This is a genomic window from Niallia oryzisoli, from assembly GCF_043641075.1.
Taxonomy (GTDB): domain Bacteria; phylum Bacillota; class Bacilli; order Bacillales; family Cytobacillaceae; genus Bacillus_BD; species Bacillus_BD oryzisoli_A.
Genome location: NZ_JBHZRC010000008.1, coordinates 1 through 14174 on the forward strand (window position 1 = coordinate 1; position 14174 = coordinate 14174).

Sequence of the window (14174 nt, forward strand, 5' to 3'; positions counted from 1 at the left end):
TGGTAGGTACTTCTATTTTACAATGAAAACGGTGGTCTTTCTTTGTTTTATACTTCTATTTACTATACTAGGCACCACCCGATTTTTAGATTAAACCTATAAATAAAGTGGAAAAATTGAAAAAACTCACTTCTGTTCCACATAGCGTAAAGATGCTCTTGTATATAGAATTAATTACATCTTATTATAGATAACAAGAATAAAAATTAAAAAATTAACAATATTCAATATATATATTCTGTCATTAGTCAAAAGAAGGAGGGACCCCACCCGTGCATGATTTCCACACACATTTTATCCCAAACGAAGTATTGAACTGGCTTGAAGAGAATAAAAATGCAGTAAACGCAGAATGGATCAATAAAGATCCGAATAAAGAGGATTTCCTTTTTATCAATGGTAAATGGGGATTCGAGTTAAAGCAACCGTTTATCAATTATGACCTCTATATGGAGGAGCAGGAAAGCATCGGTGTGTCACATTCCATGATTTCTCCGATTCCGCAGCTATTTTTATATGATTTTCCAGTAGAAATCACAACGGAGATGTCTCGAGTGTATAATCACTCACTTGCTCAATTATCAAAGCAGACCCCGGATAAAATTTCTGCCGTAGGAACGGTTCCACTTGCACATCCGAATAAAGCGGCTGAGGTTTTACAGGAAGCGATGAATAACGGATTAAAAGGAGCCATTATTGGGCCTGGAATTGGTCAGCATATGCTATCGGATGATTTCTTTAAGCCATTTTTTGAGGAAGCGAATCGATTGAAGGCAATTCTTTTTATTCACCCATTATTGTGTGAGGACCCACGCCTTAAGAGAAGAATGATGCCGAACCTTGTGGGAGTTCCTTGGGAAACAACGGTTTGTGCCACGGATATTTTGTTAAGCGGAATGATTGATCAATATCCAAATGTAAAAATCTTATTTGCACACGGCGGAGGCTTCCTGCCTTATCAAATTGGCCGATTAGATAAAGGGTATGAGCAATGGAAGTTGGTATCCTCCAATCTACAAGCGCCGCCATCCGAATACCTGAAGCGCTTCTGGTATGACACGGTACTTTGGAATGAGGACAGCCTTGACAACCTGGTGAAAGCAGTTGGGGAGGACCGGGTCGTTGGCGGATCCGATTATCCATTTGATTTATGTGTCTGGCCGCCAAGGGAAATAAGTGAAAAAGGCGCTCAATCTTTACTTGAGTATGCCGTTAAATAGAAATGGAAATTAGCTGGATGGTGCCTGGCACCTCTAAAGGGAGGAAATAATAATGACAATCGAATTAAGCATGGTCGTACCGCACGTACCAAGTATTTGCCATGAGGAAAACGCTCCGGAGTTTCAGCATGGGATTGTGGATGGACTAAAACAGGTTGCAAAGCAAATTGCTGACATCAATCCGGATGTGGTTGTGTTAGTTTCATGCCACTGGCCGACTACCTTTGAGCACTATGTGGATTGTAATCCGGTTCATAAAGGAAGCCTGACTGCACAGGAAGCTGCCAATCTGATAAGCGATGTTCCATACAATTACAAGGGGGATGAAGAATTAGCCGACCAGCTCGTGCAGGCTGGTAGAGATGCCGGTATTCCTGTTGAGGGTGTGCATGATTTATCCTTTGAATGGGATTATGGTACCCTTGTACCTTTACGCTATTTAGTTCCAAATGGGGATATTCCTGTTATTAATCTATCGGTTACATTATGTGCCAGCCTTGAAGAAACCTATCAATGGGGTCAGGTAATTGCGAAGGTTTTAAAGGAGTCTGATAAAAAGGCTGTATTCGTATCGAGCGGCGCATTGGCTCATAATCTAGTTCGCGGCAGACACAATATGCCTACACTATCAGAGCATGCTCTTAATCATGAGTTTGTTAATTTAGTAATGAAAAAGGATTACGAAGCAGCGTACAAGATGCTTCCTCAATTTTCAAGTATGGCAAAGGTAGAATCAGGCGGCCGTCACTTGGCTATGCTATTTGCTTTCATCGACGAAGATTCAACGCCAGTGTATTATGCTGATGCGCAATCTTCTGGAAGCTGGAATCCGCTTATTACCTTTGAGCCGGCAAAGCTTGCGCAATCGAAGAATCATACAGAAGAAGAATATGTAAAGGAATAACGATTTATAAACCTGCGGAGATTTCATTTTTCAGTGCCTGTATTCCCTATCTCAAACAAGCACCCTCTAACGAATTACTCTCCGCAGTTACTTTTTATAATAGAAAAACAGCTGGTTGAGAGGTGGACTGCCGCTCAACCAGCTGTTTTTTATTTACAGGTATGAGTAATCATAGACGGAGAATATCCGGTTAAGATATACAGTGGCAGCTTAATAGGTAGATATAAACGGAGATTTTCCGATTATCCCCTTTAAATAAGGCAAAAAACAAAGATTTGGACCAAATAGCCGGAAAACCCTCCTTTATTTTTAAGAAAATAGGGGTATTTCCAAATCTAGCCGGAATTTTTCCGCTTATTTTTTCAAAATCAACATTCAGCTAAAGCGGGGCACACATTAACTAAAACAAAGCGGAGCCAATTTATTGAGCCCCGCCCTTCAATTTCTTCGACAAGCATTCAGCTGCCTTCACCACTAATTTGCTTAACGTCGGAGCATTATTGGCGTTAATTCTTGAGCTGGGTCCGGCAATGCTGACAGCAAACTCCACCTTCCCCGAAGGTGATTTGACTGGTGCCGCAATAGCTGAGACGCCTACGTTCATTTCATCCCTATTATACGTATAGCCCTGCTTTTTGATCAAAGCTAGACGCTCTTTAAATTTCATTGGATCCGTAATCGTAGCAGACTTTGGAGAGTATAATGGAAGCCCCTGTGTAATCACACGATCAATCTCTGCCTCAGACTGATAGGCGAGGATGACTTGTCCGGTACTTGTGCAGTGGGCCGGATGTTTTTTACCAACATGTGTACGTACATTTACATAGTTCGAGCATTCGAACATCTGCAGGTAGATGGATTTGTTGCCCTCTAGGATGGAAAGATGAACAGTTTCCCCGGTATCCTGGACTAATTTTTCCAGAATAGGAGGGGAGATGTCGCAGATGTCAAAGGATGTAATGACATAGTGCCCCAATTCCAATATGGATGAAGCTAAACGAAAGGTTTTCGTAAGCGGGTCCCTTACAATAAAGCCTTCATGCATTAACGTATTGGTGAGCCGATATACAGTACTGACCCCAACATTCAGTTCATCAGCTAAATCCGTTAAAATCCATTCCGGTTCATCCATTGTAAATAAATTTAATAGTTTGAGAGCATTTACCATAGAAGAAACAGAGCTCTTTTCATTGCTGACCATAAAACAGTCCCCTTCATATTAAAATGATTCCATGTAACCAAGCTTTGCAGAAATTTTCCTGCCGGTTTTGATCAGTTCCTGAACGCAATGTGGAATTGCATCGTCTCCAATTCGCTGTCCCGGAGCCGAGACGCTGACGGAAGCAATGACCTTTCCCGTATAATTCTTGATCGGCGCTGCTATAGAGACAACATCCTCGTACATTTCATTTTTACATACACAATATTCATCCCGTCTGATTTGTTCTAGCTGCTCTAACAAAACGGTAGGGTCCGTCACACTATTAGGCCCTCTTTTTGGCAGCCCTTCTTGAATAACCTTGTCTACGGTTTTCCTAGGCTGGAACGCCAATAGGAGTTTTCCGGGAGCTGAGCATGTCGGTGGACGATGGTGTCCAACATGCGAAAGCAAGCGAATCGTCTGTTTGGATTCTACCTTTAAAATATAAATGAGATGGGTGCCATCAAGCGTGGATACATGGGCATTTTCATTGACTTTATTGACTAAGCATTTTAACGGCTCGAATGCCTCCCTGTGGATTTCCAGCTGAGACATGATGACACCGGTTAATCCTAGGATTGATAACCCTACGGTATACTTTCTGCCGATTTTTCTCAGATAGCCCTCGCTTATTAGGTCATTGATTAAGCGGCTAACGGTGCTTTTCGGAAGCTCTAGTTCTCTTGAAATCTCCGTTATCCCCAATATGGGTTTTTCCTTAGAAAATAGCTTTAAAATTTGCAGTCCATTTTGAACAGATTGCAGAATCGATTTGTTATCGATAGACGTTGTCATGGTATCTACCTCGGAAAAATATTTTAAAATGTTCCGCATAGAAGTAAAAAAATCTACTATTTGGAATATTACTATTATACATTATAAACAATGTAAGCACTACCAGAATAAGTTAAAACCGTAAGAATAGTAGAAAGGAGATTGTTTTTTTAATAAAAGAAAAACGTTTTTAAAAAAAGTTCAAAAAATTTTCATTTTTCCACATAGAGGAATTCTGAAATTGCATACGGAACGTAAAGGTATTATTATAAAAATACAAAAATTATGAAAATATAGAAATATATAGGTTTTCTAAACAAATTGGAGGGGAAAAAATGCGTACTATTGTTGCACCAGATGTTGTCTCTGCAAGTAAATTTAACCGTTTTCATTTATTAGTATTTCTTTGGTGTTTTTATGCAATAGCTTTTGATGGGTTTGATATTGCGATGTATGGGGTTGGACTTCCGTGGATGATGGAGGAGTTGCATTTAACTCCGGTGCAAGCAGGAGCAGTTGGAAGTTATTCCTTATTCGGGATGATGTTAGGTGCGTTAATTTTAGCACCAGTTGCGGACAGATATGGACGTAAAAATGTTTTAGTCATTTGTATGCTATTATTCAGTATTTTTACCTTAGGAGCGGGGCTTGCACCTAATCTTACATGGTTTACCGTTATGCGTTTTATTGCAGCACTTGGAATGGGTGCATTAATGCCTAATGTTATCTCTTTAATGACAGAGTATACTCCTTTAAAAAGTCGTGCCATGATCGTAGCGGCTATGTATTGCGGATATTCAATCGGTGGAATTCTTGCTTCCTTGATCGGGATGTATATCGTTCCTGTAGTAGATGATTGGAGAGTGCTTTATTATATCGGGGCATTACCATTACTTACAACTCCATTCTTTATCAAGCAATTCCCAGAATCCATTTCCTATTATATGGCTAGAAAAAATAAAGCGAAAATTGCTGAAATTCTTAATAAGGTTCATCCAGAAGGAAATTATAGTGAAAAGGATGAGTTTCAATTTGCACCAATTGAAAAAAGTGCGAAGAAGTCACCTGTGGCCAAGCTATTTACAGAAAACCGTGCATTTAGCACGATTAGTATTTGGGTCGCTGTATTCTGTACCTTGATGATGGCTTACGGCTTAAATACATGGCTTCCAAAAATGATGCAGGAATTTGGATTTAGTATTACGTCAAGCTTATCTTTTAACTTAGTATTGTGTGTTGGTCAGATTCTTGGTTCCTTACTCGGTGGTTATTATGCTGGTAAAATAGGTCACCGTAAGGTTTTGGTTACGATGTTCTTTATTGGTGCCGTTACATTTATTGCGTTAAGCATGACAAGTAATGTTGTGGGTCTTTACATTCTAATTTGCTTAGGCGGCGCATGTACCGTTGGTGCGATGAACTTAGCAAACCCATATATCACTGAATATTACCCGCGTGACATTCGTGCAACAGGTATGGGTTATTCACAAGCGGCAGGCCGTATTGGTTCCATTCTTGCTCCAACGTTAATTGCCATGATTCTAGCAACAGGTATTTCACCAAATGCAGCATTTGCAATGTTTGCTGTACCAAGTATCATTGCCGCAATCGGATATATTCTAGTGCGAGAGAAATATGCTTCATTTGACAAAATGGCTCAGGATCCTCTCGACCAAGGAACAGCTCAAGTAAGAAATGTTTAGAAAAGGTTTAATATAATAGAAGACAGATAGATATGGTCAAGGGGACAGGCAACCCGACCTAGAAAATAAATAAGGAGAGTTCTGCAGAAATTTAACTTTCTTGCCGAACTCTCCTCTATTGTTTCCGGGACTAGATTCTGTCCCCGCGTTCCATCCTCTGAAACATATGAACCGACTTCATGTTTCATACGATTAGCTTCATTGCTTCCATAAACAACGCCTGGATGAACTTTTTCATGTTAATGCGGCTCTGGTTGCTTGCTTTATCGCTTTTGTCCTCTAACTCAAGCATTTTCTTCCGGACTTCTAAGAAGTCAAAAAAAGTGGAAGAATATGCTTCAAATTTTGGATTCGCATAATCCGTCAATCCTAATGAAGCAATATGAATAAGGGCCTGGTAAAGAGCACGGCGTACGCGCTGTTCAGAGGCCTTTATCTCTTTTTGGATTTCTACTTCCATCGCTTTTATGCCAAGCTTTTCAGCAGCGATACCTGCAAAGGTTTCCTTTAAAGACGGAAACTTGAAGGCAGAACCGAGTCTTTGCTTTTCATTTTGGAGGAATTCTAAAATCCTCAACAAATCCTCGCTTCCACTTTCTCCAATCATGCCCAAATCGGAAATTAAAGAACGCCCAGCTTCCATAATATCTTTTGTTTGGGAAGAGGACACAAATGGAGATTGCGGACGGCTTGTAAATATGTTCAATGATTTTTGAATGCCTCGAATGGATTGTTCCAACAGCATCCGCTCGTTTACCTTTTTTAATATGCCTGCAATCTCAAGGCGATTCAATGGTTTCGTAATGTAGTATTCCACCCCTAAACTATAGGCTTCGCCAATGAGATCCTTCGCTTCCACTTGCGAAATCATTACAAACCTTCCTTTAAAGCGATCGACAAGAGCCCGAACTGTTTCTATTCCATCCCTTATGGGCATAAGCAAATCAATTAAAACAACGTCTGCGTCTTTTATAGCCAACAGGCCATTATCAACTAACGATCCGTCCTCTGCTTCTCCCACCACGATTCCTAAATCTTCGTCTTCAATCATTTCTGTCAGCATTGCTCGAATAGCGGGATCATCATCTATAATGAAATAATTCATTTCGCTAACCCTTTCTCTATCAACGCATTTATCGGTAATTCGATTATAAATACGGTTTCTCTATCTTTATCCATATGTCTGATATGTCCTCCCCATTTTTCAACCGTTTGTTTCACGTACGATAAACCGATACCCGTCGAAGGATTTCCCGCCGCATCAAATTTTGTTGTAAAGCCTTCTTTAAAAATGACTTCCTTCAGCTTCGGGGCAATGCCGGGACCATTATCACTGACGCAAAACTCCACGAATTGTTCTTTCCGCTTCACCTGCAGAGATACGTAACCCTTTTCTTTAATGGCTTCCACGGCATTGGTTAACAAATTATTAATTAATGATAATACCATATATACATGGTAAGGAGGATGGTCTCCATCCACATGCAAAGAAAACGAAACATCTTTATGAAGGGACTCCGCATATCGTCTGTTAGATACGAACATGATGTTGCCGAGTTGTTCGATATTCATATAATCCTGCAGGCGTTCAGAAGACATAAGCTCCGACAGTCCCGCATAAATCCGTTGATTATCTTTTTTGATCTCATGCACAAGACCAGCAATCTGTAGGGCTGTTTGCGCATCGAGGCTGCTGTTTCCTGATTTTAATCGACGGTAAAAATCATAACTTATGCGCGTGATTTCTTCCGCATTTTGCATCGTTTTCTTTAACTGAACCGATTCTTCATACAAATTTGAAATAAAAAGCAGCATTTGTTCGTTCTGCCTGCGCTGCTCTACTTCAGCTAATTTTGTTTCTCTCAGCTTGAAAATAGTAAAAAAGCTGAGAACGAAGAAGCTTCGAATAAAGGCGATGACAATGAGCTGTTCAATGGAAAGCAAGGAGATGTCCTGATTTTCCAGTAAAAAACGGATGACCATTTCCGATATGCTTGCACAAAGCTCTGTCACTCCTCCCAAAAGCCCGATCATAAATGGCTGATCGTGCCGTTCGTTCAATTTTGTCCAATTAAATATGAATGCGTACACGACGTAATAAAAAAAGGCGGGAAAATGAAGATATATTGCTTCCTCAACAGATATGTCCCGTACCCCAACAGCTAACAAAAAACGAAAAGCAAACACACTCATCCCCGTTAAAATACCTGCAATATTCGGATGGATCCTTCTCTCCCACAGCAAAAACAAGAAAAAGACAGGCGTCCCTAAACTGACTCTGAATGTATCTCCAAATGGATAAAACTTTAATTCACCTGCAAGAGGCACCGCAATCATTATCAATAGTAAAATCCATATCTGCTTTTTCAATATGGTTCCTCCCCAGTCACACTATATAAAAACATAACACATTGTACTGAAATAGCTGAAAAGAAGAAAGAATTTTTTTAGATTTTTTAAAATAAGTAGTGGCACATCCATATTTAATAGTATGATACGAAATTCTATAAAAAGTTTTTTGTATGTTTCAGTATGTTTCAGTTGGTTTTAGTAGGGCAGATTGTAAACTACGAATATTCAGAACAATAAAAATTGTAAGGGGGAGTTTAAATGAAGAAGTTTGGATTAGCTACTCAAATTTTTGTTGCACTTGTACTAGGTATCGTTGTCGGCACTTTATTCCATGGTAATGAAACAGCCATGGCCATTATGGCCCCAATGGGTGATATTTTTATTCATTTAATTAAAATGATCGTCATCCCAATAGTTGTTGCAGCATTAATTGTCTCAATAGCAGGAGTTGGCGATATAAAAAAACTGGGGAAATTGGGTGGCAAGACCATTCTTTATTTTGAAATTGTTACCACATTTGCCATTGCCATTGGTTTACTTGCGGCAAACCTGTTCCATCCGGGTTCTGGTTTAGATACTAGTAATCTTGAGAAAAGTGATATTTCAAAATATGAAGAAACAACGAATGCGGCTGAAAGCCAGGGCTTTGCAGAAACGATTGTTCATATTGTTCCGAAAAACATATTTGAATCGATGGCCCAGGGTGACTTACTGCCGATTATTTTCTTCTCTGTATTATTCGGTCTAGGAGTTGCGGCAATAAGAGAAAAAGGAAAACCTGTCCTAAGCTTTTTTGAAGGTGTATTAGAAGCAATGTTTTGGGTGACAAACCAAGTGATGAAATTGGCTCCGTTTGGTGTATTTGCGCTGATTGGTGTAACCGTTGCCAAATTTGGTATCACAACATTAATTCCTTTGGGGAAATTAGTGATCGCTGTTTATGTAACAATGGTATTTTTTATAATCGTTATCCTTGGAATTATTGCGAAAATGTCTGGGACAAGCATATTTGTTCTCATAAAAGTATTAAAGGACGAACTAATATTAGCATTTACAACGGCAAGTTCAGAGGCTGTATTACCAAGGCTTATGGAAAAAATGGAGAAGTTTGGTTGTCCGAAATCCATTACATCTTTTGTTATTCCAACTGGCTATACGTTTAATTTAGATGGTTCATCGATTTATCAAGCACTCGCTTCACTTTTTGTAGCACAAATATATGGTATTGATCTATCCATTACACAACAGATTACATTATTACTAGTACTCATGCTAACGTCAAAAGGAATGGCAGGCGTTCCAGGTGCGTCATTTGTTGTCATTTTAACAACACTTGGTTCTATGGGGCTGCCGCTGGAAGGGGTTGCATTTATTGCCGGTATCGACCGCATTTTAGATATGGCACGAACAGTGGTTAATGTCTTGGGGAATTCATTGGCAGCGATTGTCATGTCAAAGTGGGAAGGTGAATTTGACCAAGAAAAGGCGAAGCATTACGTCCATTCCATTAAGCAATCGGACGTAGCATAAACTAGTTGGAAATTTAGGAGGAAACACTATGTCAGTAGTTACTATAAATCAAAACGTACGCATTGAAAAAGATTTCTTAGGCTCAAAAGAAGTACCAGGGGATGCATATTATGGTATCCAAACATTACGTGCGGTCGAAAACTTTCCTATTACAGGCTATCGTGTCCATGAAGACTTAATTAAAGCCTTAGCTATTGTGAAGAAAGCTGCGGCTTTGGCAAATATGGATACGAAACGTTTGTACGGTGGACTTGGTAAAGCGATCGTCCAGGCAGCAGACGAGGTAATCGGAGGCAAATGGCATAATCATTTTATCGTTGATCCAATCCAGGGCGGTGCAGGTACATCAATGAATATGAACATAAACGAGATCCTTGCTAACCGTGCTCTCGAGTTGATTGGAATAGAAAAGGGAGATTACGGTCAATTAAGTCCGAATACCCATGTGAACATGTCTCAATCCACAAACGATGTGTTCCCTACTGCGATTCACATCGCCGCCCTTAATTTACTGGAAAGATTGTTAAACACCATGCAATATATGCTTGATGTTTTTAAGAAAAAGGCCAAACAATTCGATCATGTGATTAAAATGGGACGGACACATCTTCAAGATGCTGTGCCGATTCGTCTTGGCCAGGAGTTTGAAGCATACAGCCGTGTATTGGAGCGTGATATTAAGCGTATCCAACAATCACGCCAGCATTTATATGAAGTAAATATGGGGGCAACAGCGGTTGGAACAGGATTAAATGCAGACCCTCATTACATTGAAAAGGTAGTCCAGCACTTGGCAGTTATTAGCGGTCTTCCACTTGTTGCTGCCGAGCACCTTGTCGATGCTACTCAAAATACCGATGCCTACACAGAAGTATCTGCAGCGTTAAAAGTATGTATGATGAACATGTCTAAAATAGCTAATGATCTACGGTTAATGGCTTCTGGTCCTCGTGCTGGACTTAGCGAAATCACATTACCTGCCCGCCAGCCAGGTTCATCCATCATGCCAGGAAAGGTAAATCCGGTCATGGCTGAGATGATTAACCAGGTAGCGTTTCAAGTAATCGGCAATGATCATACCATCTGCTTAGCTTCCGAAGCCGGCCAGTTGGAACTAAATGTAATGGAGCCCGTACTCGTCTTTAACTTGTTGCAGTCCATCAGTATAATGAACAATTCGTTCCAGGCTTTTACTGATTACTGCCTAGCAGGTATTGAAGCTAACGAAGAACGTTTAAAAGAATATGTGGAAAAAAGCGTAGGTATCATTACGGCTGTTAACCCGCATATTGGATATGAAGTAGCGGCACGGATCGCGTCGGAAGCTATTTTAAGAGGTAAATCAGTTCGTGAGCTATGCTTGCAATATGATGTATTAACAGATGAAGAACTTGATCTTATTTTAAATCCTTATGAAATGACAAATCCCGGTATTTCAGGGGCAGCTCTATTTGACTGATATTATAGTAGTTTTTAAGTTATTTTAGTGAAATTTGGAGGTATTCTATTATGGCTAACAAAAACATCATTCGGACTTTAATGGTGGACATTCCATCGGTTCCAGGGAGTCTTGGAAAATTGGCAACAGCAATTGGCCTATCGGGAGGAGATATAGGTGAGGTTGAAACCATACAGGTAGGTCCTAATTATACAACGCGTAATATCACGGTCCAAGTTGAACATGAAGAACAGCTATCGGAGTTGTTGGAGGCTATCCACAGGTTAGAAGGAGGTTTCCGAATCCATACGGTCTCAGACGAAGTCCTTCGTTCGCATGAAGGGGGAAAGATTCATATGAAAAGCAAAATGCCTATTGAATCTCTAGCAGACCTGAGACGAGTATATACACCAGGAGTAGCAGACGTTTGTCGTGTAATAGAGGAAGAACCAGAAAAGGCAGGAATCTATACAAGCATTGGTAATACAGTGGCTATTGTCACTGACGGGACAGCGATACTCGGTCTTGGAGACATTGGCCCTGTTGCTGGAATGCCGGTAATGGAGGGGAAATCAGCGCTCTTCGATCAATTAGCCGGTATTAATGGGGTTCCTATTCTTTTAAATACGAAAGATCCAGATCAAATCGTACAAACCGTAAAAAATATTTCCTTAGGATTTAGCGGAATTCTTTTGGAGGACATCGCTTCCCCACATTGCTTTGAAGTAGAAGAACGCTTGAAGAAGGAGTTAGACATTCCTGTTATGCACGACGATCAGCATGGAACAGCTGTTGTAACCTTGGCTGCAGTCATTTCTGCCTGCAAAAGTGCTGGGGTAGACCTAAGAAAAGCACGAGTGGGGCAAATTGGCCTTGGGGCGGCAGGACTGGCTATCTGTCGGATGATGATGACCTATGGAGTAAAGAATGTTATTGGAACGGACAAGTCCCTAGAAGCAAAAGCGCGTTTGGAGAATTATGGTGGTGATTCTGTAGACAGTATCGAAAAACTTATGGAATGTAGTGACATTGTTATTGCCACAACCGGTGTCCCAGGACTTATTAAAAAGGAATGGGTACGCCAAGGCCAAGTCGTTTTGGCTCTATCAAATCCAAAGCCAGAGATTGAACCGGAAGATGCCCAGCAGGCAGGGGCTGTTTACGCAGCAGATGGACGCTCTGTAAATAATGTCTTGGGATTTCCAGGGATATTCCGAGGGGTGTTGAATGCAGGATCTAACGAGATTACTCATTCAATGCTAGTCGCTGCAGCCGAGGCTATCGCAGCATGTACGAAAACGGGAGATTTGGTACCTCATCCACTTGATCCAAACGTTCATAAGATGGTGGCCAAAGCTGTTGAAAGTGCGAGTTACCTTTCGGATAGGGAAGTTAAGCAACAAAGGATATGTGTACAGAGAAAAATCCATAAAAAAATACCTGTATTCCAATAAAGAGATCTATTCACCATATCTTAGCTGTCTTATTTGGGGCGCTCACCGTAGAAAGGATCCACGGGGACGGGTCCCATGGTTCTGTTTTAAATTTAGATAGATAAAGAACAAACGTATTAATTAAAATCAAAAAGGAAAGCTTTGTTGAGATATTTATTCTCATAGAGTTTTCCTTTTTTTCTGTTAGCCAAGGACCCCGTCCCCGCGGCCTTTCAGTCCATCCAGAATATACAATAGACCATCTAACGCGCACAAAAATATTTGATAATTTGAAAAATATTATTGACTGAAAATAATTTCTATACGTATAATTAGGGACATAACCGAAATAGGACCTTATTTATTATGAATTATCGAAAGATTTAAAACAAAGGGGAGGTAAAAAGTAGTGGATAAATTATATCAACTTTTAGAGCAGGAATATGGGGAAATGGTTGACATCAGACGCCATCTTCATCAGCATCCTGAATTATCATTTGAGGAAGTGGAAACGCCTAAATATATTGCTGCGTTCCACGAGAAATTAGGACATGAAGTTCGAACAGGTGTGGGGGGCCGAGGGGTTGTTGCAACTCTTAGGGGAGGAAAGCCGGGTCCAACCGTTGCATTACGGGCCGATTTTGATGCATTGCCTATTCAAGAGGAAAATGATGTACCGTATAAGTCAAAAGTCGACGGCGTAATGCATGCCTGTGGTCACGATGGACATACCGCATCATTGCTTGGACTTGCAAAGGTACTGAACCAAATGCAAGAGGACCTGCAGGGAAACGTCGTGTTCATTCATCAGCATGCTGAAGAGCTGCCGCCTGGTGGGGCGATTGCCATGATCGAAGACGGATGTCTGGATGGAGTCGATGTGATTTTTGGAACACATCTATGGGCAACTTGTCCGCTAGGTGAAATTGGTTATCGGACGGGACCATTTATGGCAGCGCCTGACCGGTTTGATATTAAAATCCAGGGCTACGGCGGTCATGGTTCTCAACCAGAATTGACAAAGGACAGTATTGTCATCGCCGGCCAGTTAATCGGAAATCTGCAGCAAATTGTCAGCCGAAAGGTAAGCCCGCTTGATACAGCTGTCGTTTCGGTTTGTTCCATTGAAGCGAAGAATCCGTATAACATTATTGCCGATACTGTCTCGATGACAGGAACCGTTCGGACGTTTACAGAGGATGTTCGTACGTTTGTCGAAAAGGAAATTGACCGTGTAACAAAGGGGACATGCCTTGTTTCAGATGCGGACTATACGTATACCTATACAAGAGGATACCCTCCAACTGTTAATCATAAGGAAGAAACAGAGCTTTTAGCAGAAGTGGCTGGATTGGCTCCTGCTGTTGAATCGGTGAAGGAATATGCACCGCAAATGGGTGGAGAGGATTTTGCCTATTATTTACAGCATGTAAAAGGAACCTTCTTTTTCACTGGTGCCGAGAAGGCAGGCCGGGAGAGCTCTTATCCACATCATCATCCTAAATTTGATATTGATGAAAAAGCTCTATTAATCGCCGCGCAGGTGCTTGGTACTGCGACACTAGAATATATGAAGAAACATAGTTAAATAGAAGATTTCTATTATAAAAGGGGGCCAA

General features: G+C 40.8%; 11 protein-coding genes. 7 read left to right on the forward strand and 4 right to left on the reverse strand.

Going from position 1 to position 14174, the window contains the following annotated elements:
• Window positions 1-272 precede the first annotated feature (272 nt).
• Window positions 273-1220, forward strand: a complete 948-nt coding sequence (locus ACHUFV_RS19225) for an amidohydrolase family protein (RefSeq protein WP_394236922.1) — start codon at window positions 273-275, stop codon at window positions 1218-1220.
• A 52-nt stretch (window positions 1221-1272) separates the two neighbouring features.
• Window positions 1273-2124 (forward strand): DODA-type extradiol aromatic ring-opening family dioxygenase, encoded by an 852-nt coding sequence (locus ACHUFV_RS19230; RefSeq protein WP_394236924.1) that lies wholly within the window; start codon window positions 1273-1275, stop codon window positions 2122-2124.
• A 421-nt stretch (window positions 2125-2545) separates the two neighbouring features.
• On the opposite strand, the gene ACHUFV_RS19235 is transcribed toward ACHUFV_RS19230, so the two are convergent.
• Window positions 2546-3325 carry an IclR family transcriptional regulator gene (locus ACHUFV_RS19235; protein ID WP_394236926.1) on the reverse strand — a complete coding sequence of 260 codons (780 nt, stop codon included), beginning with the start codon at window positions 3323-3325 and terminating at the stop codon, window positions 2546-2548.
• A gap of 18 nt (window positions 3326-3343) precedes the next feature.
• Window positions 3344-4159 carry an IclR family transcriptional regulator gene (locus ACHUFV_RS19240; protein ID WP_394236927.1) on the reverse strand — a complete coding sequence of 272 codons (816 nt, stop codon included), beginning with the start codon at window positions 4157-4159 and terminating at the stop codon, window positions 3344-3346.
• Between the two features lie 275 nt (window positions 4160-4434).
• On the opposite strand from ACHUFV_RS19240, the gene ACHUFV_RS19245 reads away from it, so the two are divergent.
• Entirely contained in the window at window positions 4435-5802 is a 1368-nt protein-coding gene (locus tag ACHUFV_RS19245) for an MFS transporter (protein ID WP_394236929.1), read from the forward strand.
• A gap of 184 nt (window positions 5803-5986) precedes the next feature.
• On the opposite strand, the gene ACHUFV_RS19250 is transcribed toward ACHUFV_RS19245, so the two are convergent.
• Both ACHUFV_RS19250 and ACHUFV_RS19255 read right to left on the reverse strand, forming a co-directional pair.
• Window positions 5987-6907 (reverse strand): response regulator, encoded by a 921-nt coding sequence (locus tag ACHUFV_RS19250; protein ID WP_394236931.1) that lies wholly within the window; start codon window positions 6905-6907, stop codon window positions 5987-5989.
• Window positions 6904-8172 (reverse strand): sensor histidine kinase, encoded by a 1269-nt coding sequence (locus ACHUFV_RS19255; RefSeq protein WP_394236933.1) that lies wholly within the window; start codon window positions 8170-8172, stop codon window positions 6904-6906. Before ACHUFV_RS19255 ends, ACHUFV_RS19250 begins: the two co-directional genes overlap by 4 nt.
• A 240-nt stretch (window positions 8173-8412) precedes the next feature.
• Here ACHUFV_RS19255 and ACHUFV_RS19260 point away from each other — a divergent pair, with 240 nt between their 5' ends.
• The 4 genes from ACHUFV_RS19260 to ACHUFV_RS19275 all read left to right on the forward strand — a co-directional run bounded on the left by ACHUFV_RS19260 (window position 8413) and on the right by ACHUFV_RS19275 (window position 14143).
• Window positions 8413-9684, forward strand: coding sequence for a cation:dicarboxylate symporter family transporter (locus ACHUFV_RS19260; RefSeq protein ID WP_394236935.1), 1272 nt, complete (start codon window positions 8413-8415; stop codon window positions 9682-9684).
• A 28-nt stretch (window positions 9685-9712) separates the two neighbouring features.
• Window positions 9713-11143: an aspartate ammonia-lyase gene (gene aspA, locus ACHUFV_RS19265; protein WP_394236937.1), complete on the forward strand. Its 1431-nt coding sequence runs from the start codon at window positions 9713-9715 to the stop codon at window positions 11141-11143.
• 50 nt (window positions 11144-11193) lie between these two features.
• Entirely contained in the window at window positions 11194-12576 is a 1383-nt protein-coding gene (locus ACHUFV_RS19270; protein WP_394236939.1) for an NAD-dependent malic enzyme, read from the forward strand.
• Window positions 12577-12964: 388 nt separating this feature from the next.
• Window positions 12965-14143: a M20 family metallopeptidase gene (locus tag ACHUFV_RS19275; RefSeq protein WP_394236940.1), complete on the forward strand. Its 1179-nt coding sequence runs from the start codon at window positions 12965-12967 to the stop codon at window positions 14141-14143.
• Window positions 14144-14174: the final 31 nt, after the last annotated feature.